Source organism: Moritella sp. JT01, from assembly GCF_001574435.1.
GTDB lineage: Bacteria > Pseudomonadota > Gammaproteobacteria > Enterobacterales > Moritellaceae > Moritella.
Genome location: NZ_LOCN01000019.1, coordinates 355181 through 380903 on the forward strand (window position 1 = coordinate 355181; position 25723 = coordinate 380903).

The following is a 25723-nucleotide window of genomic DNA, read 5'->3' on the forward strand; positions in this document are numbered from 1 at the left end:
ACAACCCGCGCTATCGTCATCGCTGCGGATTGTTATGATTTACATGACCGTTCTAGTCTAGATGGACGTACAGATTAGATGCTTGCAGCTTCTTCGTCTGTTAAGAAACGCCATTCACCTAATTCTAGTGCTGGGTCTAGTACGATCGAACCGATCTGTTCGCGATGTAAACCAACAACGCTATTGCCTTGACTAGCAAACATACGCTTAACTTGATGATATTTGCCTTCTTGGATCGTAAGCAGTACTTCTTTTTCGCTTAAGATCTCTAATTTCGCAGGTAGACAAGGTTTGTCTTCGCTACGCAGATGGATACCGGCTTCGAAATCAGCCACTGCTGTTGGTGCAATTGGCTCTGCAAGTTGTACGCGGTAGAGTTTGCTGCACTCACGCTTAGGTGATGTAACACGGTGTGACCATTGGCCATCATCGGTGATCAAGACTAAACCTGTGGTATCAACATCAAGGCGACCGGCGATGTGCAACTCGTCACGCTTGTCTGCTTCGATCAAGCTGATCACTGATTGGTGTTCTTCATCTACTGTTGAGCAAATTACATCTAATGGTTTATGCATCATGATATAACGCGGTGGGCGTTGGCTTAATGATTTACCACCAAACCAAACATCCATGTCTGCTGTTACTTTATGGTCTGCTTTACGTACAACTTCGCCATTAATTTTCACGTTGCTGCGTGCAATCTCACGCTTGGCAAGGGTACGGGTCAGGTTAGTACTTTGGCAAATAAACTTATCTAAACGCATTTATGTTCAACTTTTGTCATGGTGTTATAGGAATATATCCAAACGAGTCGGTAACGCGTTTGGATAGGTGGGCTGATTATCTGCCTTTTTCGCTATAAGCGCAAAGTATAGTGAACAATTAATACCCAAGCTACTTCAAGATGCACAATCAGAAAACCGAAAGGAGAGGATATTCAAGGCATTAAGTCGAAGATTTAGTTATTCTAAATCAAGGCTTAATAACGCCGAAGATACCTTTTTCGGTTTGCCCTACGGGAGGCTAGCTGGAATAACAGTACAGCGTTACAATATTTGAAAAGGGAATCGCCATTATCTGTATATTGCGTCTTGTACTGATATCCCAGCTAGTCTCTGATATAGCATTTTGAAGTAGTTTGGGTATACTCATTAGTCGCATCCAAGATGAATTAGCGAATGGTGAGCTGGTGGAACTCATCATCGAAGATCATGTGCGCCTTGATTTGTCGTTATACTTGGTATACGCCAATAAAAAACCTTAGGCGCTGCTGGCTTGCTGTTTGCAAAACTATTAAAACAACAAGCCAAGCAATACGTAATCGGTGGTTAGATCATGCGAGGTTGCGATACAGACTACTGGCGATCACCCACATAATACAACCGACCGTGATGTCGATAACACGTTGTATTTTGGGTTGGTTGAGCCAGTTAGAAAACTTAGCGGCGCTAAAGGCGAGGCCATAAAACCATAAGATTGAGGCTAAAATCGTCCCCGCGGCAAAAGCCAATCGGTTATCGCCACTAAATTGATTACCGACACTTCCTAACACAACCACAGTATCTAAATACACATGTGGGTTAAGTAAGGTGACCGCTAGCGTTGCCATTACCACCATTTTACGGGATTTATGGGTGCTATCTAACTCGGTTTTTCCGTATTGATATTGCCATGCACTGCGAAATGACATTGCGCCATAAACCGATAAAAATACAATGCCACCCCAAGTGATTATTTGTAGTAAGTCGGGGTTTAATGCCAACAAACTACCCGCACCAAACACACCAGCACTGATTAGTAAGGCATCACACAGAATGCAGATACTCGCGGTTAAAAAGTGATGGTTACGCTTGATCCCCTGATTTAAAATATACGCATTTTGCGCCCCGATAGGGATGATCATACTACCGCCAAGCAGTAGCCCTTGAATTGTTGCTGTTAGCATAATGAACCTCTAGAAAATAGGCTGTAGAGATTACAAAAAATAAGGTGATAAGTATAATTAATAATTGTTATACTTGATAGGTTAAACTTATTTTTGTGTTTGGATGATGTTGTTTGAATGTTCAGAACTGTCATTATGAATGAGTAATATTGGCATAATAAAGCGGGAGAAATACGCAGTGGATTATAAATTATTACATGCTTTACAAGTGGTGATAGAGCAGCAGAATTTTGAACGAGCGGCCAATGTTTTGTGTATTTCACAGCCCGCAGTATCACAGCGTATCAAGTCGTTAGAAGAATATGTGGCACAGCCTGTGTTGATCCGTAGCCAACCGATTGTTGCGACTGATATTGGTCAGCGCTTATTAAAGCATTACAAACAAGTGCAGCACCTCGAAGCTGAATTATTACCAAGTATCAGTGTTGCATCGACTGATACGGCTGTGGTGATGGCCATTGCAGTGAATGCTGACAGTTTAGCTACCTGGTTTATTCCTGCATTGGCACCGTTGCTAAAGCAATATCCGATTGAACTGAATTTACACATCATGGATGAGATGAGAACCCTCGAAAAAGTGAAAGCGGGAGAGGCGTTTGGTGCGCTGAGTTTACAAAAGAAGCCGTTACCAGGTTGTGAGTCAACGTTATTGGGTGAGCTGAACTATGCCTTAGTGGCAACGCCAGCGTTTGTGCAACAGTATTTACCAGAAGGTATAACTCAGCAAGCCTTGCGTAAAGCACCAGCGGTGTCATTTGATCATAAAGACGACATGCACATTAAGTTTATTCAACAGCATTTTAGTTTGGCTGGTGGCAGTTACCCTTGTCATATTGTACGCTCGTCAGAAGCTTTTGTCGCAATGGCTAATGCAGGTGTGGCGTATTGTTTGATCCCAGAGTTACAAATCAAAGATGAACTCGCATCGGGTCAATTAGTTAAGTTGACCGATATACAACTCACCATTCCTTTGTATTGGCATCGTTGGATATTGTTAAAAGGTTTGTATAAGCAAGTATCAGAACAGATCATGATCGCAGGAAAGCGTGAAATGTCCTGTTGATTGGCTATGTTGAACAACATAACCAATCAAATACTGTTGCCGTCTATGACTAACAGCCAGGGCCACAATCCATACAATGTTTGATCATATCAGGGCCTAAATGTAGTTTCGCATTGAGGTCACGTAGTGCTGTTCTTACACCCTCTTCAATAACCGGGTGATAGAATGGCATGTCTAACATTTCTGATACGGTCATCTTTTGTTGATGTGCCCACGCTAATAAATGCGCTAAATGTTCGGCGTCGGGACCAATCATTTCAGCCCCTAAGAAAAGACCAGTGCCGTGTTCTGCATATACATGTAACAAACCTTTATTACGTAGCATTACACGTGATCGGCCTTGGTTTTCGAACGATACTGTCCCCGTTTCAAAACAACCACAGTTATTTAGTCGTTCAGTAATCTGTTTATATGTTTCACCTACCATGGCAATCTGCGGGTCTGTAAATACAGCGGATATAACGGATCGACGTAAGCCCGCTCTGATTTGTGGGAAACGTCCCGCGTTATCACCGGCAATACGTGCCTGGTCGGCTGCTTCGTGTAATAGTGGTATTTGGTTACTGGCATCACCCGAAATAAAGATACTTTCTACGGATGTTTGCATAGTGTAATAATCTGCCGTTGGTACACCGCGTTCATCCAGTTCAAGTGTGGTATTTTGAAGGCCAATTTTATCTACATTTGGACGACGTCCAGTTGCTGCTAGAACGTATTCAACATTGACCGTTTGTAGTGCTTGCTGATCATCTAAATACTTAATTTCAACATGGTCGCCTTGACGTTTCATGCTTTCAACTTTTACATCGGCATTAAGATAAAATTCTTCATTAAATGATTTATTTGCATACGCCATTACTGCTGGGTCTGTTAATGGACCTACTTGGCCACCAAGACCAAACATGATCACTTCAACACCAAGGCGCTTTAACGACTGACCTAGTTCCAGACCTATCACTCCTGGGCCAAATACCGCGATTGATTTTGGTAAATCATCCCATTCAAATACATCATCGTTGATAACAAGGCGGTCGCCTAATTCGTTCCATATGGCCGGATAAGCAGGACGTGAACCCGTTGCAATCACAATACGTTTAGCGTTTATTTGTGTATGGTCACCAACAAGTAATGTAGTATTGTTTAAGAACTTTGCATAACCAGATATTTTATCTTGAGCTGGGATTTCATCAACACCTTCGACGACAAAACCAACAAAACGGTCTCGCTCACTTTTAACTCGCGCCATCACTTCTACACCGTTAATGACTGTTTCGCCTTGTGGGTGAATACCAAAGCCTGGTGCCTTTTTAATGTGATGCACACTTTCAGCTGCGGCAATCAGTAGCTTCGATGGCATACAACCAACACGCGCACAAGTTGTTCCATAAGGGCCACCTTCGATAATCACGACACTATCTGAATGTGCCTTTGCTGCACGGTATGCGCCTAGTCCTGCTGTACCACCGCCAATTACTGCTACATCTACATTTATCATATTCATAATTCAGCCTTAAAAAATGTTATGGCGAAAACGAAATTTGTTTGTCGCACTTATTTTATATTCAAACTTGGGGGACGAAGTGACTGCCTCGTCTTGATGTAGCTATTATGCAAAAATATAATAAATAGTTATAATCGATTGATTGTTTTTGTTTGATAGTTAATAGCTATCAATATTAAGCGTTAGCACAGTAATGATTGAAAAAACCGTAGCGGGCGTTGTTTCCTGCGGTGTTATGTTGAGCATAGCCAAAATAAAAAATTGGAATTTTAGTATACAAAATACTAGCGTCGTTTTGGCTATACCTAAGGCATGAAATAACGCATCTATGATAGGGTGTTTTAATGGTGTTTTTTATTGATAAAACAATCAGTTATTTTAATCTTAATGGTTATTGACTGCAGCCTTGCTCATCCATATGTAAAAGTAGTATATAAATTGCGTATTATTCAATCGCTCGCCCGAATTTTATTGCGTTAGAACAAGTAAATTTGATATTAATCACTATGTTACGTAAACATTAATACAATACATTATATATGTGGGTATTATTTATAGGTATAGTTATAGTATTTACTCTATTACTATATATTTTGGTACTTTATTTACGTGTTCAGGGATTATTATGAAATTTTCAGATGTATCGTTTAAGCATAAAATACTTATGTTGTTGGCTTTGCCTATGTTGGGTTTTTTATGGTTGAGTTTTTCTTCTATCTCCCAAAGTATTGAAACTCGTAAAGAGATGTCTACGTTAACAGAATTAACGCACCTATCTGTGCAGTACAGCGAATTAGTGCATGAATTACAAAAAGAACGAGGTATGACTGCAGGGTTTATTGGTTCTAACGGCAGCAAGTTTAGCGCTAAATTACGTAAACAACGTGCAGATACGGACGCGAAGCAAGCTAAAATGATGCGTTTTTGGCAACAAAATGAATTTTCAGACAATCATATACAGCAACTCTACGTAAGAATTAAACAAGATTTGTCTATGCTTACTGGTATTCGTAACAAAGTAGATGCACAAAATATTGAGTTAGCATCGGCGTTGCGTTATTACACACAATTGAATGCCAAGTTGTTAAGTGTCTCTGGTTTAATCGTCGATATCAGTAGCGATGCCAGTATCACCGCAGAAACAATTTCTTATTATAACTTTTTACAAGGTAAAGAGCGTGCTGGAATAGAACGTGCTGTGTTAAGTAATGTGTTTTCTAAAGATCATTTTGCGGCGGATAATTTTGTTAAATTTATTTCATTAATGGTTGAGCAAGAGACCTATTTTTCAAACTTTAAAACATTTGCAACAAGCAGTAATAACAATTTTTTTGCTCAGCAGTTAAATACACCGGCAGTGAAAGAAGTCATGAAGATAAGACATATCGCCGAGACTAAATCGACGGCGTTTAATGTAGATGCCGAATATTGGTTTAGCCAATCCAGTGCGCGTATTGGCCAACTTAAAATTATTCAAGACGAACTTGAACGCTCGTTATTAACACTCGCTGATAGTCATCGTAATAGTGCTGTTACAATATTGATGATGAACATCATGTTTAGTGTCCTGATTATTGTTATTGTTGCTGTGATTAGCTTTATTACTATTCGAGATTTAATGTCGAGAGTAAATGAGTTAATGGATGTGATGACTGAGGTTCGTGATAACAATGACTTAACGGTACAAACGAAACTTGCAGGTGAAAGTGAACTCGGCCAAATAGCAATGGCACTGAACCTCACATTATCGCAATTTGCGGGTGCGATGGATAACATCTCAACATCAAGTATCACCCTTGCTTCAGCTGCAGAGGAAACCGCGCAAACTTGTGATTACAGCTCAAAATCGTTGGCTGAACAGCAAGATGGGATTAGCTTGATAGCCACCGCGATTGAAGAGTTGTCTGCAACGGTAAAAGAAGTGGCGCAAAATACGCAGCTGACAGCGGACTCTGCGAAAGAAGTGGATGCGCAAGCCGTAAGTGGTTTTGAGATCGTACAACAATCATCATTGTCTATTGAAGGTTTAGCCTGTGAGATTGATAGTTTAGCGCAGCGTATTACTAACCTGCATACGAGTAGTAACAACATTACTAATATGGTCGATGTGATCAAATCGGTCGCAGACCAAACTAACTTATTAGCGCTAAATGCGGCGATTGAAGCGGCGAGAGCAGGGGAACAAGGACGTGGTTTTGCTGTCGTAGCTGATGAAGTCCGAACATTAGCGAAGCGTACTCAAGAGTCAACCGCAGAAATCGAGAGTTTTATAAGTGCGTTACAAGCCGATGCGGATGCTGCGTTTAATGTGATTGAAGTTAGCCAGACTAAAGCGTCTGAAGCGGTTAGTCATTCGCAAGCTGTAGCAAAAACCTTGCAGGATATAACCGTTTCCATTAATAAGATTTTCTCAATGACTGAGCAAGTGGCTACCGCGATTGAAGAGCAATCTGTGGTTACCCAAGATGTTGCTCAGAATGTCGTAACGATAAAACAAAAATCGTTAGAGTCAGCAACGGGGGCAACTCAAATCGCGATAACAGCGAAAGAACAGGCACAATTGGCTACGTCATTACAAGATATTGCTAAAGTATTTAAAATCTAAAAGGAAAAAATATGAAAGTCATAAACAAAGTAAAAGTAATTGGATTAGCATTAATGGCTCTGGTTATGAGTGGCTGTGCATCTGTACAATTGAACTCTCAACAGCAAGCGCTTATTGATGACAGTACAACACTTTATACGCAAGTGGGTATGTGGACTGAAAAAGGCAATGTGATCTCGACAAACTATAAAAGAGGCGAGCATATTCCGGTTAACTCACGAGTTGTTATCACGGATGTTAACGCATCGACAATTACGTTCAGCTATGTGGGTAGCTCGATTACACTAAAAAATATTGAGAAGTTTACTAAGGTCGATGTGGTTACATTGATGACTCGTACATTTAGTGCTGAACCTGTTAATTTAACGAAATTTAGTGCATTAGAAAAAGCGGCGATTAAGAAAGGTGATGTTGTTCTTGGTATGAGTAAAGATGCAGTTATCACGAGTCGTGGTTTCCCGCCAGCACATAAAACCGCAAGTCTAAAATTGGATAGCTGGAGATTCTGGCAAAACCGATTCGGTACGATTGTTTATAAATTTGAGCAAGGTAAAGTATCAAAAATCGTAGATTAGTTGATGAATAGCGCGTTAAATTGAGTTTAAAGTGAGAAAGGAAGCATCGCTGCTTCCTTTTGTATTGCCCACGAATAACGGCATGTGAGACACGCTACCCGATAATATAATTGTAGCTGATATTAAGCGAAGTGTGCTTCTAACGCTTCACTTCCACCTACCACCAATATAGATTTTAGGCACTGTACTGCGACCTGTTACTGCACGTAGGCTGACTGTTGTTGCATCTTTACCTAATACGACTTCTTCGTAGTTTAGATCTTGGTTGATTAAGATTTTTTTGCTTTGACGTATTTGATTTGCGTAGGCGATTGAGCTGTAGTAAAGATAATACTTCGGGTAGTCGTTATTCAGCTAATCAACTTGCTTAACATGTGGTTGTACGGTAGATTCCTAGAATTGAATCAGTAATGAAATATCACTTTTTTAGAGTTTAATGAATCCCATGCCCTTATCCATACTAGACCTATTTTCCATCGCAATATTCACCGCTTTTGGATTATTATTTCTGGCGATTATTATGGTGTGTATTTGGATTGGTAATCGACGTTATGAGGGGGTAAGTAATTGGCTCTTCGCGAGCTTAATTATATTAACTTTTGCGTTTATTATCGCTGAAGAACTTTGGTACTTGAAACTGGATGGTTATAGTAATAATGCATGGTTAAATATCATGTTCCCCAATATTCTATTGTGTTTTGGTGTATGTCAAATTACGCATGGTTTCCATCGCTTTCTTCAGATAAAACAATCTTTATTTTGGCTCTATGCTTGCCAGCTCCTGATTGTTGGTCCCTTGTATGCGTATGGATTATCAGTCGAAACACCGATTTTATTCAGCATTATAGTACTCACGTTATCAGTAACAATAAGCCTGTGTTTTAACTGTTATTATTTATTTAGCGATCAAGGTAAGCAGTATGGTCGCACACGGTATATTTGTATTCTGGCGTGCGTATTGGCAATGTCTCTAAACGTGACACGTATACTGCTGTTATATCGTGAGCCTGGTTTAATGAGCACTATTGAACTCTCTACTGCGCTAGCCTGTATTAATCTATTAATGAGTCAGTGTTTTCTTACATTTTGTTATTTAATGTTCTGTACTCAGCGTAATGCATTTTCATTACAACATATGTCTTTTATTGATCCGTTAGCCAATATTTATAATCGTCGTGGCTACCAGCATGCGATCGCAGCCTTAGCACCGCATAAAGAAGCTGCGGTTATGATCCTTGATATCGACCACTTTAAACGAGTGAATGATGAGTATGGTCATGCGACAGGCGACTTAGTCATTAAAGATATTGCGATGATTATTGCTAAAGAGTGTGATAGTACCTGTATATATGCGCGTACAGGTGGCGAAGAGTTTAGTATCTATTCTCCATTCACTTCAGCCAAAGCAGCTGAAACTACAGCTGAAACCGTCCGTCTTACAATCATGAAGCATGCTGTTAAAAAACAAAATTTATCCATTAATGTGACGGCCAGCATTGGCATCAGTATTGGTAAAAGCGTTAATATATTTGCGTTGGAAGAAGAGGCTGATAAAGCGCTTTATCAAGCAAAAAGAGAGGGTCGAAATTGCACTGTGATGCAATTGTTTGTTGCCTAAAGTAGACAGTCTACAGAGTGGGTATCAGTGTTATTTGTGAATGAGCGTTAGTCGTAAGAAAATACAGGCGAAAAAAAGAGCTATCAATAGCTCTTTTTTGAATACTTAATGCGTAGTTAAAAACGAGTCTCTAACTACTTTAAGTACTAGCCCTTAATAACTTTAAGAACAATAGTTTCACCTAGTTTAACTGAACCAGAGAATTTCTCCATGCTCTTAATTTCATCCATATTTGAGATGATGCAAGGCGTGATTACTGATTTAGCTTTTGCCTTCAATAATTCAAGATCGAATTCAATGATAGTTTCACCGGCCTTGATATGTTGACCTTCTTCAGCGATACGTGTGAAGCCTTCACCGCGTAATTCAACTGTGTCTAGACCGAAATGCACTAGTACTTCTAGGCCTTCGTCTGAACGAATTGCGAATGCATGGTTAGTTTCGTAAATTTTTACGATCTCACCTGTTACTGGAGCAACTAGTTTGTTACCTGTTGGGTTGATAGCGATACCATCACCAACAATTTTTTCAGCAAAGATAACATCTGGCACATCTTCGATAGCAACGATTTCACCGGCAAGTGGAGAAACAATGTGTAACATATTGCTGTCTTTACTGTCGTCTGAAACCAGTTTTTTTAATTTATCGAATAATCCCATTTTTAACTCCTAGAATTTGGTAGACATAGTCATTGGTCATGAACAAGTGCATAACCAATGACTTTACGTTGTTATCATAACATTATCTTTCGAAATTTGATGCTATGACAACTGAATTAATTAGCAAGCTGCGCGCTGTTTAGTGAACTGAGCCACTAACTCTGCTATTTCGCCTGCTGTTGCACAGCTTAATGCTTGGTCTGCTAACAGTTTAACGTCAGCGAAATTAGCATTACGAATCGTTTTCTTCACTTTAGGAATTGAGATACCGCTCATAGAGAACTCATCTAAACCCATGCCGAGTAGTAGCAGTGTTGCAGTTTCGTCACCTGCAAGTTCACCACACATACCTGTCCACTTGCCTGCAGCATGTGAAGCATCGATAACCTGCTTAATCAGCGTTAGTACCGCTGGAGTCATTGGGTTATACAGATCTGAGATCATCTCGTTACCACGGTCTACCGCAAGTGTGTACTGCGTTAAATCGTTAGTACCAATACTAAAGAAGTCTACTTCTTTAATAAGGTGATGTGCAATTGCAGCCGCTGCTGGTGTTTCAACCATGACACCTGTTTCGATTGCTTCATCAAAAGCGAGACCTTCAGCTGTTAGTTCAGCTTTCAGTGTCGTCATAATGTCCTTAAGTTGACGTACTTCTTCTACAGAAATAATCATCGGGAACATAATGCGGACTTTACCAAATGCAGAAGCACGTAAGATAGCGCGTAACTGTGCGTTCATAATTTCTGGGCGGTCGAAACAGATTCGGATCGCGCGCCAACCCAAGAATGGGTTCATTTCTTTTGGTAAGTTTAGGTATGGTAGGTCTTTATCGCCACCAATATCCATCGTACGAATGATAACGCCTTGGCCATTCATGCTTTCTGCAACCGCTTTGTATGCTTCGAACTGTTCATCTTCAGTTGGTAAGCTATCGCGATCCATAAATAGGAATTCGGTACGGTAAAGACCAACGCCCTCACCGCCGTTACGAATTACACCAGCACAGTCTTTTACTGTACCAACATTGCCACACACTTCGACGTGGTGACCATCTAGCGTAATTGCAGGTAAGTCTTTCATTTTAAGCAGCTCAGCTTTGTCAGCAAGGTACTGTGCTTGAGTTGCTTTGTATTCTTTGATGACGTCTTCTGATGGATTAACAATAAGGTTATTGTTAATGGCATCAAGAATAACGAAGTCACCTGATTTGACGATTTCAGTTACGTTGCCTGTACCAACAATCGCAGGAAGTTCTAATGAACGCGCCATGATTGATGTATGTGCAGTACGGCCACCTAAGTCAGTCACAAAACCTAAGATTTTATCTAGGTTAATCTGTGCTGTTTCTGACGGTGTTAAATCGCTGGCGATTAGAATCACTTGTTCTTTGATTGCGCTTAGTGAAACAATTTCCATGCCGAGGGCATTTTTTACGATACGATTACCGATATCACGGAAATCCGCAGCGCGTTCTCTTAAATACGGGTCGTCTAATGCAGCCATCATTTCAGCATTTTCTTCAATGATGCTGTGAATTGCAAAATCTGCAGATGCTTTATTTTTTTTAATAAAGGTTACGATATCTTCTTCAAGCTCTTCGTCTTCAAGTAACATCATGTGTCCTTCGAAGATTTCAGCTTTCTCGTCGCCAAATGTTTGGCGTGCCATTTCCGTGATAGCTTCAAGCTGTATAGCAGACTTATCCCTAGCAGCTAAAAAGATAGCTATTTGTTCATCGATCTGTGCAGTTTCAATAGTTTGTTTATTAAGTACAATTTCTTCATTTATGAATAATTGTGCTTTACCAAAAGCAATACCTGGTGAGGCGAGAATGCCTGATATCATAACCTTTCCTTACTTCAATACAAAAAATACATTAATAACGGATGGGATTTATTCTAAAATATCCATAAGCGCTACTAGCGCTTCAACAGCCGCTTGTTCGTCAGTACCTTCAGCAGAAATAGTCATCGTTATACCTTTAGAAAGGCCTAACGTTTGTAGTTTAAATAAGCTTGTAGCACTTGCAGATTTACCGCTAGCTTCAACAGAAATTTTTGATTCGAATTCTTTTGCTTTTTTTACGAAAAGAGCTGCAGGACGAGTGTGAAGACCGTTTGGTGCGATAATTTCAACTGATTTTTGATACATAACTTTTCCTTAAAATAACGATTCTAAAAAGAGTGTCTTACTATAACCATAAGTGTAATTGTAATCTAATTTCACAGAGTAAAATAACTTTTTTTCATAAAAAAAATGGGTATAGATCATGTTTTCGTAAGTTTCACGACAAAACAATGCGATGTAAGTATATTACCCCTAATTTACACCGATGTTGTAGTTTAATTACAACAAAAGAGGCAAAGTGTGACCGCTATCAATAGGAATAAAAAAAGTGGCTTGTACAAAAAAAAGCCGCTAGTGCGGCTTTTGTTAATCTTGTTAATTGAATGTAACTATAAGATTGCGGTTGTAACTATAACAATACGGTTGTGACTATTGTTGGAGCTCTTGCTCAGTAAATACACCATCAAATAATGCAGTACTTAAGTAACGTTCACCCGATGAAGGCAGGATGACGACAATGTTCTTATCTGCAAATTCAGGTAGCGCAGCTAAACGGGCTGCAGCAACAACAGCAGCACCTGAAGAAATACCGGCTAAGATACCTTCTTCTTTCATTAGGCGTTGTGCCATTTCGATAGAGTCTTCATTTGACACGAGTTCTACACGGTCTACCATTTCTAGATCAAGGTTACCAGGGATGAAGCCTGCACCAATACCTTGGATTTTATGTGGACCTGGTGTTAATGCTTCACCGGCTTTCGCTTGAGTGATAACAGGTGAATTAGTTGGTTCAACAGCAACAGATAAAAGTTCTTTACCTTTATTTAATTTAATATAGCGGCTTGTACCTGTAATCGTACCGCCCGTACCCACACCGGATACTAAAATATCGATTTTACCGTCGGTTGCTTCCCAGATTTCTGGGCCCGTTGTTTGTTCGTGGATTGCTGGGTTAGCTGGATTTTCAAATTGTTGTAATAAAATCGTTGTTTCAGGATTTGCGTCACGGATTTCAGTCGCTTTATCAATCGCGCCTTTCATACCCTTAGCGCCATCCGTTAGAACGAGGTTTGCGCCTAATGCTTTAAGCAATTTACGACGTTCAAGGCTCATTGTATTTGGCATTGTTAATGTGAGCTTATAACCACGAGCCGCCGCTACAAATGCTAATGCAATACCGGTATTACCACTTGTTGGCTCTACGATATCAATACCTTCTTTTAAGAGACCGTCTTTTTCTGCTTGCCAGATCATGTTAGCACCGATACGGCACTTAACACTTGCACTTGGGTTGCGGCTTTCTATTTTTGCAAAGACGTTACCTGTTGTTACACGGTTTAAACGAACTAAAGGTGTGTCACCGATAGACAGTGAATTGTCTTGTAAAATTTGGCTCATGGGATTTCCCTATATAAATGAATACTCGTAACTTATAATTTACTAACTTATAGCTTAAGCATACTGATTAGTTTGAAAATTGAAAATGCTGTTTTGTTATATCGTTAGGTTCTAAAATGATAAGCACTTATAACTATTGGTTATGCGTTCTGCTTAACAACATAGTGTCTAAATTTGGTTTAATCAACAAATTAATTAAATTTAATTATTTATTAATTTAATTTAATTATTTATTAATGTATTGCGTTGAGTCCACTCTATATATAGACCAAATACGATAGGTTAGTTCCTTGTTACTTATGTAATTTAGTGTTTACTTCGCAATTTTAACCCATGTTATTTGATAACAGAGTGTTATTTTTTCATTTTGTCGGATGGGTAACTAGATCTAGCCAACTGTTTGCTTTATTTTAGTGGTCACTGTATCCCAACTTAGTTGATAGTGGCTAAAGCTAATTAGTCGCTGAAGGACAATGTAATGAGTAATGTAGTAATTAGTGGTAGCGGTTTATTCACCCCTCCTGATGCAATTAGTAATGATGAATTAGTAACGAGCTTTAATTGTTACGTGGATAATTTTAATACTGACAATGCAGCTGCGATTGACGCTGGCGAAATAACTGCGAAAGCGCATTCAAGCAGTGAGTTTATTGAGAAAGCATCAGGCATTAAAAGTCGTTTTGTGATGAGCAAAGCGGGCATTTTAGATCCTGCGATCATGCGTCCGGTATTTCAACCGATTAGCGATGATGAACCCAGTATTACGGTTCAAATGGCGTTAGTTGCCGCCAAACAAGCATTAGCAGCAGCCAATAAAGAAGCACAAGATATCGATTTAATTATTTTTGCCGCGTCTGGTTTCCAACGCGCGTATCCGGCAATGGCTGTTGAGCTGCAACACTTCCTTGGTGCTAACGGTTTTGCTTATGATATGAGTGTGGCGTGTTCATCGGCTACATTTGCTATTGCTAGTGCCATGGATGCGGTCAAGTCAGGACGTAGTAAAGCAGCGTTAGTGGTTAACCCTGAAATTTGTTCTGCGCATTTAAACTTTAAAGATCGTGACAGCCACTTCATTTTTGGTGATGTGTGTACAGCCGTCGTGATTGAAGATAAAGCCACAGCAACGAGTGAAGACTGCTACGAGATCATTGATAGTAAGTTGTTTACCCAGTATTCAAATAATATTCGTAATAACCTTGGGTATTTAAGCCGCAGTGAAGGCGTTGATATCAATGCTGACTCAAGTTTCTTTATGCAAAATGGCCGCAAGGTATTTAAAGAAGTATTACCTACGGTTTATAACTTGATCACAGAGCAGTTAAACGGCTTAGAATTGCAAGCAGGTGACTTTAAACGTTTGTGGTTACATCAAGCGAATATCAACATGAATAATTATTTAGCGAAGAAGTTATTGGGTCGTGATCCATCAACGACTGAAGCGCCTATTATTCTTGATGAATACGCCAATACGGCGTCAGCAGGGTCGATTATTGCTTTTCATTTACACCAAGACGGTGTGGAAAGTGGTGATCTCGCATTAATCTGTTCGTTTGGTGCGGGTTACTCTGTCGGTTCATTAGTACTTAAACGCTGCTAGCAGTTAACCTTGTTAATGCTGTAGTAAACAATTTAGATTTCGTTATGTAAAAATCCCCAGTTAATATATTTATTGCTAGAAAGAGTAATAATTAACTGGGGATTTTTTTATTTATAGCAACCGTTTATCGTTACTGTTTCTGGCTATTATCAACCCACATCGCTGTTGCGCCACACACGGCAACAGGCATAATCATGAAATTAACCACGGGAATAGACTGACACAGTGCCACCATAGAGCCAAAACTTAACGACTGCATACGGTTTGATGACAGTTCACTACGCATCTCGTCAAAGCCGACTTTGTTATTATCAAAGGTATAGTCGGCATATTGAATAGCCAGCATCCACGCCGTAAAGATAAACCACAATACTGGGGCGACAGTCTGACCGACCACTGGAATGAAAAATAACAGCAGTAAACCAATAGCACGGGGGATGTAGTATTTTATCTTTTTAAGCTCGCGCGTCAGTACTCGGGGGATATCTAATATAATATCTTTAATGCTACTTTCTGGCATCGGCTTATTACTTAATAGCAGTTCGGTTTGTTCTGCCAACAGGCCATTAAATGGCGCTGCAATAATATTGGCAATAGCACCAAAAAAGAACCCGAATACCAGTAAGATGAGAATGAAAGCGAGGGGTTTGATGATATAAACTAACCAGCTTAACCAGTCTAGGCTTGCTTCGAGTTGCAGTAGCCACACATCGATTTGTTGAAATAAGAAATAGAAGCTAACCGAAAACAGTATGAGGTTAACTAATAGTGGGATCAATACAAAAGGTCTTAACTTAGGTTGACGAATTAAGTCAAAACCTTGCAAGAAATATTGAAATCCCGATAACGATGGTTTTACTGAAAGCATATTCTATGGCGCCTTATGGGTGGTTTATGTAGCACAGCTTATCATGTGGTTACTGTGGTGCATCTATCATTGCACTAAAAGAGACCCCGATTGAGGTAAAAAGTGCAGTAAAAAGCAGCAGCTTTTCCATTCTGTTCAGACGAATCTTTAATATTGCAGGTACATCTGCTAAAGTTTTCTGGTTATTCTATATGCGTTGTTTGATATGTACCTTAAAAAGATCAAAATATCTGGCTTTAAGTCATTTGTTGATACTACAGAATTGCTTTTCCCGCACGATATGACCGCTGTTGTTGGTCCTAATGGCTGTGGTAAATCAAATATTATTGATGCCGTACGCTGGGTGTTGGGTGAAAGCTCGGCCAAGCACTTGCGTGGTGATGCAATGTCTGACGTTATTTTTAACGGTTCAGTGGCGCGTTCTCCTGTCTCAAGAGCCAGTGTTGAACTGCTATTTGATAATGCTCAGCAACGTATTGATCATGCTTTATTACAATATAATGAAGTGTCTATTCGTCGTGAATTATATCGCGATGGTACCAATCAATATTACCTTAACGGTAAAAAATGCCGCCGTAAAGATGTGACTGAACTGTTCTTAGGCACAGGCTTAGGTCCACGTAGTTATGCGATTATCGAACAAGGCATGATCTCGCGTTTAATCGAGTCCAAACCCCATGAACTGCGCCACTTTATTGAAGAAGCCGCGGGCATTTCTAAATATAAAGAAAAACGTCGCGAAACTGAATTACGTATTAATCAAACTAAAGATAACCTAAATCGACTTGCTGACATTCGTATTGAATTGGGTGTGCAAATCGATAAGTTGAAAGTGCAGTCAGTTGTCGCGCAACAATTTAGATCGCTCAAGCAACAACAGCGAGAAGCGAAAAGCCGTCTTGGTTTAGTGCAGATATATGATGTAGAGCGTTCGATTAACCAACTGACTCAGCAAAAATTAGTGTTAATGAGTGAGCAGGAAAAATTCACAGCAACCGCTACTAAACTTCAGACTAAAATGACTGATGCTGACGTGCAGTTAAATGAATTAACGATACTTATTGAAAACCAGCAACAAGCGTTTTATTTACAAGGTACAGAGCTGACCAAGATAGAACAGAAAATACTGCATCACAAAGCGCGTAAGCAAGAGTCCGCGGGTAAGCAAAAAGAATACCAACAGCAAAGTGAAAAGTTACAAATCTTACTGAAAGAAGAGCAAACCCAATTACAAGTGCATCAGCAGCAGGCGTCATTGACTGAGACTGACTATAATCGTATGTCGGCCGAATTATTAGTGATTGAACAATCATTAGCATCTGCCACCATCAGTAGTGACCAAGCTATCGCACAGCATGCGGTATACCTTGATAAGGTACAACGCTTTAGTAGTAAACTTGATGTACTGACTAATGCTTTACAAAGTGCAGAATCAGTACTCAATAAAAGTAAATTACAACGCAGCGATTTAAAAGAACAACAGCAGCAGCTAGTGCTAAGCAGCAAACAAGTACTTATTACGGATAAAACCACAGAACAGCAACAACTACAGTCTCAAGAAACGCGCTTAGGCCATGAACTCGCAGGCTTGAATAACGGCTTTCAAGGGATTAATAAACAAGTTTCAGAACTCGAGGCTTATATTCAGCAGAACGTGACAGAACAAACTGAAATTAAAGCATCATTGAGTGTTATCACGGAGTTATTGCGTAAAGCGGAACATGCTGATTACGCGCATACTTGGTTAGAATGTAATTTCGAGTCAATACCGTTAAAATTATTACAACAGTTAGATGTAGAACCCGGCTGGGAAGCTGCAGTTGAGAAAGTACTCGCAAATTGGCTAGATGCTTACTGCATTAGTGACGAGCAACTTGCACAATTTGATCTGGCTGAGTTACCTGCTTTGCAATGGTTCAAACCGAGCCATTGTGTTGCACGCGCTGATTCGTTAGCAAGTAAGGTTAAAAATAACCTATTTAATCGTCAGCTGAATCAAGTGACTTGTGCTGCAACGATTAATGATGCGCAAGCGGGTGCTGATAGCCATGGAGAGTACAGTTATATCACGGCCCATGGTGATTGGTTTACCGATGAAGGTGTGTGGTTATCACAACATGCGAAAGCCAATGTGTCTTCTGCGCAAGGCCGCATTGAAATGCAATTGCAAGCATCGCAGCAACAGGCGCGTTTACTTGTGATTGAAACAATGATTGCTACGCAGCATAATCAATTAACGGCGTTGTCGGTGACACAGGGTGATTACCAAGATCAAATTGATAAGGCTCAAGCTAACCTGATTTTAAAACAAAGTGAAGTATCACAATTAACGATTGAATTGGGCTTATTACAGCAACAGCAAGCACAATGGCAGCTTCATCACGATCAGTTAAATACACGTTTATCCACACTTGATAATTTATTGGCGATTGAAGCAGAAGAAGTACAGCGTTTTAATGAACAGATAATCTCGACTCAGGTGACGATTGAACAGCTTGCTAATGATGATGGTTTGATTCAAAAATCAGAAGCGGCAAAAGCAGATAAAGCGCGATTTTTACAAGAACAGAAGGTACTTGAGAAACAAGTACAGCAATTGCTTTTAGTTAAAACCAAGTTTACGGTCGAAATTGAGAAGCAGCAGCAATTAATTGCTAAAACAGATTCTCAATACCAAACTATTTTACAAGATATTGCTGCATTAGGTGACAACTCATTATATGCTGAAAACTTGCAACAGTTAGAAACTGCGCGTGCGATTGCTGCAGAAAAACAAATTGCGATTGAAAATGATAATAGGCAAAAGAAAACAACACGCGCTAAACTACTTAATGACAAGCGTGATGTTGAAGAAAAACGTGCTAGGATAATGGCAAGTGGCTTAAAAGTTAAAGATAAAGTGCAACAGCTTGATTTAAAACAAGCGAACAACAAAGCAAAAGAACAACTATTATATCAACAAATTGCGGATGATAATGTGGATATAGACACATTGAAACGTGAGTGTGTTAACATATTAACACTGAAAGAATACCAGCAGCAGCTAAAACAGTTTGAAGAACAGCTACAGAAAATTGGTGCTGTCAACCTTGCTGCTGTCGAAGAATATGAACAACAATCGCAGCGTAAGCAGTATTTAGACGAGCAAACCGATGACTTAGAAAAAGCCATCGCTACGTTAGAAGCCGCGATTGTTAAAATAGATAAGCAAACTCGGGCGCGTTTTGCGACAACGTTTGAAAAAATTAATGATGATTTTAAAATTTTATTCCCTAAAGTGTTTGGCGGCGGTGCAGCTTGGTTAGAGCTAACATCGAGCAATTTATTAGACACGGGAGTAACCATTATGGCGCGACCGCCAGGGAAAAAGAATGCACGAATTTCTTTACTTTCCGGTGGTGAAAAAGCATTAACGGCACTGTCGTTAGTCTTTGCGATATTTAGATTAAACCCTGCACCATTTTGTATGTTAGATGAAGTTGATGCACCACTCGATGAATTAAATGTCGGGCGTTTTTGTAAACTGGTTCAGGAGATGTCAGAAACAGTACAATTTATTTATATTAGTCATAATAAGTTAGCCATGGAAATGGCTCAGCAATTAATAGGAGTGACCATGCATGAACCAGGGGTCTCTCGAATAGTCGCCGTCGATATTTCGGCAGCGGTTGAACTTACAGACAATTAACATTAAGAGATAGGCTGTTATGCAAGATTTGCGACTTGTTCTCATCATTCTAGGGTTTATTGCAATTGTTGCTTTAGTTACCCATGGCCTTTGGTCAAATAAAAAGAATCAAGTAAAACCATTAAAAGACAAACCATTAAGCAAAGTTGGCGCTAACGTTAAAGATAAGCAAGGGTTTGACCTTGATGGTATCGGCGAAAAACGTGTTGTTAGTCAGCCTGTAGGTCAGGACATCAGTGTGCCTAAAGCGCCAATTGAACCAACGCCGATAACCGTTGATAAAATTGAGCCTCAGTTTGGTGCATCGAAAGCAACGCAAGACACGACAGTGCTAACCGGATCGTTTACTGCCACGGATGTAGAAACACCTTCATCAAAGGTTGATACTGCGATGAATGATGTTAGCTATGATGTTGTTGATACGCTAGAAACGTCAGCGGCTGAAGTTAAATCAGAACCTGTGCTACAAGAGCAAGTGGTTGTTGAAAGCCAGACGCAAAACGAGCAGAGCAATCTTGATAATAGCGGTGACGATAGCGCCGATAATACAAATGCTAGCGCAGCAATGGCACAAGAAAAACCGGTTGATGACAGTGCGGATGAAGCGGTATTTGTGATTAATATTATGGCACGTGAAGGCACGAATATTGCCGGAGCTGAATTGCTACAAGAATTATCAGCGCTTGGCTTTAAATTTGGCGCGATGAATATTTTTCACCGTCATGTTGATGCCGCAGGTAAAGGACCCGTTATCTTTAGTTTAGCTAACATGGTTAAACCGGGTGTTTTTGATATTGATGTGATGGAGCAATTTGAATCACCAGGTGTATCATTATTCATGATGTTCCCGTGTGCAGGTCAAGCATCTCACAATTACAACCTAATGCTAAATGCTGCAGAGCGCATTGCTGAAGGTGTTGATGGTTTATTAATGGATGGGTCACGTAACCCATTTACAGAAGAAGCCATTGAGCAAGAACAAGCGTTCATTCGCAAGTTAGAACATAAAGCATTAGCGAAATAAATAATGTTATCCAGATAAATGCCTCACTTCGGTGGGGCTTTTTTTTATCTTCGGAATTTTTTATCTTTGGAAGTAAAGATGACAGAACAAGTAAAACAAATTCAAACTTTAACACTGCAACTTGAAGAATATAATCACCAATATTACGTATTAGACAATCCCACCGTACCGGATGCGGAATATGACCGTTTATTACGTGAGCTAAAACAGCTCGAAATCGAATTTCCTGAACTTGCTTTAGCCACATCACCAACCCAAAAAGTGGGTGGTGAAGCTTTAACTGGATTTAGCCAGATTCAGCATGAAATGCCAATGTTGTCATTGGATAATGTGTTTTCTGAAGAAGAGCTGTTAGCGTTTGAAAAGCGTTTACAAGATCGTTTATTAACGAAAGCAGAGATCAAGTTTAGCTGTGAACCAAAACTCGATGGTCTTGCGGTGAGTATCCTGTATGAGAATGGTGACTTTGTTCGTGCTGCCACCCGTGGTGATGGTCAAATCGGTGAAGACATTTCTGAAAATGTAAAAACCATCAAATCAATCCCATTACGTTTACGTGGTGATGACTTCCCTGAACGTTTAGAAGTACGTGGCGAAGTATTTATGCCAAAAGCAGGCTTTGAGCAATTAAATATCAATGCCAAAAGGAAAGGTGAAAAGACCTTTGTTAATCCACGCAATGCCGCCGCTGGTAGCTTACGTCAGCTTGATCCTAAAATTGCCGCAAGTCGTCCGTTAGCCTTCAACGCCTATTCGTTAGGTATCGTCGAAGGTGGTTCGCTATCAAATTCGCATGCAGAAAACTTACAGAAGTTGAAGCAATGGGGCTTACCTGTTTGTGCGGATGTAACGGTTGCTATGGGTTATCAAGGTTGCTTAGACTTCTACGAGCAGATTGGTGAGCGTCGTGATTCACTGTCGTATGACATTGATGGTGTGGTCTATAAAGTCGATGATTTAGCCCTACAACAAACATTGGGTTTTGTTGCTCGTGCACCTCGTTGGGCTACGTCACATAAGTTTCCTGCACAAGAAGAGATCACGACATTATTGGATGTTGAATTCCAAGTTGGCCGTACTGGCGCGATCACACCGGTAGCACGTCTAGAACCAGTGTTTGTTGGTGGTGTGACAGTAAGTAATGCAACACTACATAACTCTGATGAAATTACCCGTTTAGGCATTAAAATTAAAGATCAGGTGATCATTCGCCGTGCGGGTGATGTTATTCCGCAGGTTGCGCGAGTGATGCTAGAGCGCCGCCCTGATGATGCCCAAGATATCGTGTTCCCGGTAACGTGCCCGGTGTGTGATTCAGAAGTAGAGCGTATCGAAGGTGAAGCAACAGTGCGTTGTACCGCTGGTCTGTATTGTGGTGCACAACGTAAAGAAGCGATTAAACATTTTGCATCACGTAAAGCGCTAAACGTTGACGGTTTGGGTGACAAGCTTGTAGAGCAATTGGTTGATGCTGATTTAATTAAAACCCCAGCCGACCTATTTACCGTGACTTTTGGTAAGTTAACCCTGCTTGATCGCATGGGGCCAAAGAAAGCGACTAACTTACTAGAAGCATTAAAAGTAGCAAAACACACCACGTTAGCCAAGTTCTTATATTCACTGGGTATCCGTGAAGTAGGGGAAGCGACTGCGGCTAACTTAGCCAATGATTTGTTCACTTTAGACGCAATCAAAAAAGCCTCTGTAGAGCGTTTAATTCTGATTTCGGATGTCGGTGATATTGTTGCTAAGCATATTTACTACTTCTTCCGTGAAGCGCATAACCTTGAAGTGATTGACCAGTTAATTGAAGCGGGCATGAGCTGGGATGATGTTGCGGTTAAAGAAGAAAGCCAACAGCCATTGCTAGGCACTATTTATGTGATCACCGGAACGTTAGTGAATATCTCTCGTGCCGATGCTAAAACACGTTTACAAGATTTAGGCGCAAAAGTGGCAGGCAGTGTGTCAAAGAAAACCACTGCGTTAGTGGCGGGTCCTGCAGCGGGTTCTAAACTCACTAAAGCGCAAGAATTAGACATAGATATTCTGACTGAAGATGATTTACTGGCACTCTTAGCGACACATAGTTAGTTAATTTTAGTTCGCGTATTGTTAGTTTTATCTTTAGTGGTAAAATGCGCAGCATCATGTGCTTAACCTGTTGGTAGGTTAAGCGAATCAAATAAAATGTAAAAGGTATTGTGAGACTTATGACTGTTAAGACTCGTTTTGCACCTAGCCCAACTGGCTACTTGCACGTAGGCGGCGCACGTACAGCGCTTTATTCTTGGTTACATGCAAAAAGCCAAGGTGGTGAATTTGTATTACGTATCGAAGATACTGATGTCGAGCGTTCTACTCAAGAAGCGGTTGACGCGATCTTAGAAGGCATGAAATGGGCTGGTCTGGATTGGGATGAAGGTCCTTATTTCCAAACGCAACGTTTCGATCGTTACAACGAGTTAGTTGATCAACTCCTTTCTGAAGACAAAGCATACAAATGTTACTGTTCACGTGCGCGTCTTGACGAATTACGTGAAAAGCAAATGGCTGCCAAAGAAAACCCGCGTTACGATGGCAAATGTAGCCATGGTGACATCGAAGACACTGGCGCTGATTACGTTGTACGTTTCCGTAATCCGAAAGAAGGTTCTGTTATCGTTGATGACAAGATCCGTGGCAAAGTTGTATTTGCTAACAAAGAACTTGATGACTTGATCATCCGTCGTACTGACGGCTCACCAACATACAACTTCTGTGTTGTTGTTGATGACTGGGATATGGGCATTACTAATGTTGTTCGTGGTGAAGATCACCTCAACAATACGCCACGTCAAATTAACATCTTAAAAGCACTTGGCGCACCAATCCCTGAATACGCACACGTTGCAATGATTTTAGGTGATGACGGCGCTAAACTGTCTAAGCGTCATGGCGCTGTTGGCGTTATGCAATACCGTGATGACGGTTACCTGCCAGAAGCACTGCTAAACTACTTAGTACGTCTAGGTTGGTCACATGGCGATCAAGAGATCTTCAGTGTAGAAGAGATGATCAAACTATTTAGCTTAGATGATGTAAACAAAGCGGCGTCTGCGTTTAATACTGAAAAGCTACAATGGGTAAACCAGCATTACATTAAAACGTTAGCACCTGAATATGTTGCAACTCACCTTGAGTGGCATATGAAGGATCAAGGTATTGATACAACCAATGGTCCAGCGCTAGCTGAAATTGTTAAAGTACTTGCTGAACGTGCTAAGACACTAAAAGAACTTGCTGCTGCTAGCCGCTACTTCTTTGAAGACTATGCTGAATTTGATGCAACAGCGGCGAAGAAACACTTACGTCCAGTAGCAAAAGAAGCATTAGTTAAAGTGCAAGAAAAACTGGCTGCGATTGCAGATTGGAGCGATGCTGAAGTATTACACGCTGCAATCAACGAGACTGCGGCTGAGCTTGAAGTTGGCATGGGTAAAGTAGGTATGCCATTACGTGTTGCTATCACTGGTGCTGGTCAATCGCCGTCATTAGATGTAACGTTAAAGCTTATTGGTAAAGAACGTAGCCTTGCTGGTATCGACAAAGCGTTAGCATTCATTACTGCACGTGAAAACGCCTAAGGGTGTGCAAATAATATACTTTCTGTCGTTTGATGTTAATTTTTAGAGTATAGATATTGACAGTTAAACGACAGATGCATATTATCTTCTGCAGTAGCGAACGCTGCTGTAGAAATGGGGCCATAGCTCAGTTGGGAGAGCGCGACACTGGCAGTGTCGAGGTCATCGGTTCGATCCCGTTTGGCTCCACCATTTCTGCTTCAAACATTATCTTAAAAATACCGTCTTCAAAATACCTTATTTCAAATCATAGTTATATTCACTGCATTTAATTCCTTGTTTAGCATGCTATTGCAAATATTCAAAATCTAATATTATTAGTGTTTTTACCTTGTTAAGGTTATATTTATCAATCACGCTATAGAATATTGACGAATTTCAGCCTCCTTAATGAGTAACTATGAAACTAATTTTAAATGAAAATAGCCAGATGCGTAATTTGGTGATGATAGCCGCCGTGATCATTATTCTCGGTGGTATCAAAATAGCCACACCGATTATCATTCCATTTTTACTTGCTCTGTTTATTGCGATTATTTGCAACCCGTTGGTCAATGTGATCACGCGTTGCCGTATCCCACGCGGGATCGCGATTTTTGTTGTGCTGATTATCGCTATCACTATTGGCTTGTCGATCACCAGTGTGATTGGTTCGAGTGTGCAGCAGCTCACCAGTAATATTGGTGATTATCAAAGCCAAATTCGAGGACATTACGGTGAGTTAGTGATGTTCTTAAATAAATATAACATCAAAATATCATCAGACACCTTGCTGGAATACTTCAACCCAGGTACTGCTGTTACTATGGTCTCTAGCATGGTTAGTAGTTTGTCTGGGGTGATGGCCAATATTTTCCTGATCTTATTAACGGTGGTCTTTATGCTGTTCGAAGGTGATGCTTTACCGAAGAAACTGCATTTAATGTTTAAAGACCCTGACTTCAAATTAGCACAGTTAGACAAGTTCTTAGATTCGGTGAACAAATACGTGGCGATCAAAACGTTAGTCAGTATCGCGACGGGTATCTCGGTTGGCTTAATGCTGTTTCTAATGGATGTGGATTTCTATCTGTTGTGGGGCTTAATCGCATTCCTACTCAACTACGTACCTAATATCGGTTCTTTAATTGCCGCGGTACCTGCGGTGATCTTAACGACGTTACAGCTAGGTTTACCAGAAGCTGGCACGGTAGCGGCGGGTTATGTGACTATTAACTTGGTTATGGGTAATGTTGTAGAGCCGCGTTTCATGGGCAAAGGGCTAGGTTTATCAACTTTGATTGTATTCTTATCATTAATCTTCTGGGGCTGGTTACTTGGTCTCGTTGGTATGTTACTCGCTGTACCGCTAACCATGATTGTTAAAATTGGCTTAGAAACCATTAATGATGAGAACTGGATGTCGATACTGATCAGTAGTGATGTTGACGTGAAGAAGAGTAGTGATGTTGACGTGAAAAATAACCAAGAGGCTTGATCGCAT

19 protein-coding genes and 1 tRNA gene are annotated in these 25723 nt (G+C 40.4%); 11 read left to right on the top strand and 9 right to left on the bottom strand.

What is annotated here, in order from left to right:
* Positions 1 to 74: 74 nt before the first annotated feature.
* A complete protein-coding gene (rsuA, locus tag AKG98_RS16000; protein WP_067048079.1) occupies positions 75 to 764 on the bottom strand; it encodes a 16S rRNA pseudouridine(516) synthase RsuA in 690 nt (229 codons plus the stop codon).
* A gap of 569 nt (positions 765 to 1333) precedes the next feature.
* Positions 1334 to 1945 carry an L-lysine exporter gene (lysE, locus tag AKG98_RS16005; RefSeq protein ID WP_067048082.1) on the bottom strand — a complete coding sequence of 204 codons (612 nt, stop codon included), beginning with the start codon at positions 1943 to 1945 and terminating at the stop codon, positions 1334 to 1336.
* Positions 1946 to 2123: 178 nt separating this feature from the next.
* Here lysE and AKG98_RS16010 point away from each other — a divergent pair, with 178 nt between their 5' ends.
* A complete protein-coding gene (locus AKG98_RS16010) occupies positions 2124 to 3008 on the top strand; it encodes a LysR family transcriptional regulator ArgP (RefSeq protein ID WP_067048084.1) in 885 nt (294 codons plus the stop codon).
* 49 nt (positions 3009 to 3057) lie between these two features.
* Here the strand turns inward: AKG98_RS16010 and AKG98_RS16015 are convergent, their stop codons facing one another.
* Positions 3058 to 4509 carry a dihydrolipoyl dehydrogenase gene (locus AKG98_RS16015; RefSeq protein ID WP_067048086.1) on the bottom strand — a complete coding sequence of 484 codons (1452 nt, stop codon included), beginning with the start codon at positions 4507 to 4509 and terminating at the stop codon, positions 3058 to 3060.
* A 625-nt stretch (positions 4510 to 5134) separates the two neighbouring features.
* On the opposite strand from AKG98_RS16015, the gene AKG98_RS16020 reads away from it, so the two are divergent.
* Both AKG98_RS16020 and AKG98_RS16025 read left to right on the top strand, forming a co-directional pair.
* Positions 5135 to 7114: a methyl-accepting chemotaxis protein gene (locus AKG98_RS16020; RefSeq protein WP_067048089.1), complete on the top strand. Its 1980-nt coding sequence runs from the start codon at positions 5135 to 5137 to the stop codon at positions 7112 to 7114.
* A gap of 11 nt (positions 7115 to 7125) precedes the next feature.
* On the top strand, positions 7126 to 7689 hold the full coding sequence (locus tag AKG98_RS16025; protein ID WP_067048091.1) for a hypothetical protein: 564 nt from the start codon (positions 7126 to 7128) through the stop codon (positions 7687 to 7689).
* 147 nt (positions 7690 to 7836) lie between these two features.
* Here AKG98_RS16025 and AKG98_RS23030 read toward each other — a convergent pair whose 3' ends face one another.
* Entirely contained in the window at positions 7837 to 8043 is a 207-nt protein-coding gene (locus tag AKG98_RS23030; protein WP_198155555.1) for a glutaredoxin domain-containing protein, read from the bottom strand.
* Positions 8044 to 8134: 91 nt separating this feature from the next.
* Here AKG98_RS23030 and AKG98_RS16030 point away from each other — a divergent pair, with 91 nt between their 5' ends.
* Positions 8135 to 9307, top strand: coding sequence for a GGDEF domain-containing protein (locus AKG98_RS16030; protein ID WP_067048094.1), 1173 nt, complete (start codon positions 8135 to 8137; stop codon positions 9305 to 9307).
* A 146-nt stretch (positions 9308 to 9453) separates the two neighbouring features.
* Here the strand turns inward: AKG98_RS16030 and crr are convergent, their stop codons facing one another.
* The 4 genes from crr to cysK all read right to left on the bottom strand — a co-directional run bounded on the left by crr (position 9454) and on the right by cysK (position 13434).
* Positions 9454 to 9966 (bottom strand): PTS glucose transporter subunit IIA, encoded by a 513-nt coding sequence (gene crr / locus AKG98_RS16035; RefSeq protein ID WP_067048096.1) that lies wholly within the window; start codon positions 9964 to 9966, stop codon positions 9454 to 9456.
* 120 nt (positions 9967 to 10086) lie between these two features.
* The gene (gene ptsI, locus AKG98_RS16040; RefSeq protein WP_067048098.1) at positions 10087 to 11814 is read right to left on the bottom strand and encodes a phosphoenolpyruvate-protein phosphotransferase PtsI; all 1728 of its coding nucleotides are present in this window, start codon (positions 11812 to 11814) and stop codon (positions 10087 to 10089) included.
* A 48-nt stretch (positions 11815 to 11862) separates the two neighbouring features.
* Positions 11863 to 12120: an HPr family phosphocarrier protein gene (locus AKG98_RS16045; protein ID WP_067048101.1), complete on the bottom strand. Its 258-nt coding sequence runs from the start codon at positions 12118 to 12120 to the stop codon at positions 11863 to 11865.
* 345 nt (positions 12121 to 12465) lie between these two features.
* A complete protein-coding gene (cysK, locus tag AKG98_RS16050; protein WP_067048104.1) occupies positions 12466 to 13434 on the bottom strand; it encodes a cysteine synthase A in 969 nt (322 codons plus the stop codon).
* Positions 13435 to 13912: 478 nt separating this feature from the next.
* On the opposite strand from cysK, the gene AKG98_RS16055 reads away from it, so the two are divergent.
* On the top strand, positions 13913 to 15034 hold the full coding sequence (locus tag AKG98_RS16055) for a beta-ketoacyl-ACP synthase III (RefSeq protein ID WP_067048107.1): 1122 nt from the start codon (positions 13913 to 13915) through the stop codon (positions 15032 to 15034).
* A 130-nt stretch (positions 15035 to 15164) separates the two neighbouring features.
* Here the strand turns inward: AKG98_RS16055 and cysZ are convergent, their stop codons facing one another.
* The gene (cysZ, locus tag AKG98_RS16060) at positions 15165 to 15902 is read right to left on the bottom strand and encodes a sulfate transporter CysZ (RefSeq protein ID WP_067048110.1); all 738 of its coding nucleotides are present in this window, start codon (positions 15900 to 15902) and stop codon (positions 15165 to 15167) included.
* Between the two features lie 205 nt (positions 15903 to 16107).
* Here cysZ and smc point away from each other — a divergent pair, with 205 nt between their 5' ends.
* The 6 genes from smc to AKG98_RS16090 all read left to right on the top strand — a co-directional run bounded on the left by smc (position 16108) and on the right by AKG98_RS16090 (position 25717).
* Positions 16108 to 19590 carry a chromosome segregation protein SMC gene (gene smc / locus AKG98_RS16065; protein ID WP_067048112.1) on the top strand — a complete coding sequence of 1161 codons (3483 nt, stop codon included), beginning with the start codon at positions 16108 to 16110 and terminating at the stop codon, positions 19588 to 19590.
* A 19-nt stretch (positions 19591 to 19609) separates the two neighbouring features.
* Positions 19610 to 20614, top strand: coding sequence for a cell division protein ZipA (gene zipA, locus AKG98_RS16070; RefSeq protein ID WP_067048117.1), 1005 nt, complete (start codon positions 19610 to 19612; stop codon positions 20612 to 20614).
* Between the two features lie 78 nt (positions 20615 to 20692).
* Positions 20693 to 22708, top strand: a complete 2016-nt coding sequence (gene ligA / locus AKG98_RS16075) for an NAD-dependent DNA ligase LigA (RefSeq protein WP_067048124.1) — start codon at positions 20693 to 20695, stop codon at positions 22706 to 22708.
* Positions 22709 to 22827: 119 nt separating this feature from the next.
* Positions 22828 to 24240, top strand: a complete 1413-nt coding sequence (gltX, locus tag AKG98_RS16080; RefSeq protein ID WP_067048129.1) for a glutamate--tRNA ligase — start codon at positions 22828 to 22830, stop codon at positions 24238 to 24240.
* Positions 24241 to 24356: 116 nt separating this feature from the next.
* Positions 24357 to 24432 (top strand) — tRNA-Ala (locus AKG98_RS16085).
* 208 nt (positions 24433 to 24640) lie between these two features.
* Positions 24641 to 25717 (top strand): AI-2E family transporter, encoded by a 1077-nt coding sequence (locus AKG98_RS16090; protein WP_067048133.1) that lies wholly within the window; start codon positions 24641 to 24643, stop codon positions 25715 to 25717.
* The last annotated feature ends 6 nt before the right edge of the window (positions 25718 to 25723 follow it).

Excerpts from the sequence above, each read along its gene's own strand:
- rsuA (WP_067048079.1), bottom strand. The coding sequence starts at position 764 with ATGCGTTTAGATAAGTTTATTTGCCAAAGTACTAACCTGACCCGTACC.
- lysE (WP_067048082.1), bottom strand. The coding sequence starts at position 1,945 with ATGCTAACAGCAACAATTCAAGGGCTACTGCTTGGCGGTAGTATGATC.
- AKG98_RS16015 (WP_067048086.1), bottom strand. The coding sequence starts at position 4,509 with ATGAATATGATAAATGTAGATGTAGCAGTAATTGGCGGTGGTACAGCA.
- AKG98_RS16020 (WP_067048089.1), top strand. The coding sequence starts at position 5,135 with ATGAAATTTTCAGATGTATCGTTTAAGCATAAAATACTTATGTTGTTG.
- AKG98_RS16025 (WP_067048091.1), top strand. The coding sequence starts at position 7,126 with ATGAAAGTCATAAACAAAGTAAAAGTAATTGGATTAGCATTAATGGCT.
- AKG98_RS16030 (WP_067048094.1), top strand. The coding sequence starts at position 8,135 with ATGCCCTTATCCATACTAGACCTATTTTCCATCGCAATATTCACCGCT.
- crr (WP_067048096.1), bottom strand. The coding sequence starts at position 9,966 with ATGGGATTATTCGATAAATTAAAAAAACTGGTTTCAGACGACAGTAAA.
- ptsI (WP_067048098.1), bottom strand. The coding sequence starts at position 11,814 with ATGATATCAGGCATTCTCGCCTCACCAGGTATTGCTTTTGGTAAAGCA.
- AKG98_RS16045 (WP_067048101.1), bottom strand. The coding sequence starts at position 12,120 with ATGTATCAAAAATCAGTTGAAATTATCGCACCAAACGGTCTTCACACT.
- cysK (WP_067048104.1), bottom strand. The coding sequence starts at position 13,434 with ATGAGCCAAATTTTACAAGACAATTCACTGTCTATCGGTGACACACCT.
- AKG98_RS16055 (WP_067048107.1), top strand. The coding sequence starts at position 13,913 with ATGAGTAATGTAGTAATTAGTGGTAGCGGTTTATTCACCCCTCCTGAT.
- cysZ (WP_067048110.1), bottom strand. The coding sequence starts at position 15,902 with ATGCTTTCAGTAAAACCATCGTTATCGGGATTTCAATATTTCTTGCAA.
- smc (WP_067048112.1), top strand. The coding sequence starts at position 16,108 with ATGTACCTTAAAAAGATCAAAATATCTGGCTTTAAGTCATTTGTTGAT.
- zipA (WP_067048117.1), top strand. The coding sequence starts at position 19,610 with ATGCAAGATTTGCGACTTGTTCTCATCATTCTAGGGTTTATTGCAATT.
- ligA (WP_067048124.1), top strand. The coding sequence starts at position 20,693 with ATGACAGAACAAGTAAAACAAATTCAAACTTTAACACTGCAACTTGAA.
- gltX (WP_067048129.1), top strand. The coding sequence starts at position 22,828 with ATGACTGTTAAGACTCGTTTTGCACCTAGCCCAACTGGCTACTTGCAC.
- AKG98_RS16090 (WP_067048133.1), top strand. The coding sequence starts at position 24,641 with ATGAAACTAATTTTAAATGAAAATAGCCAGATGCGTAATTTGGTGATG.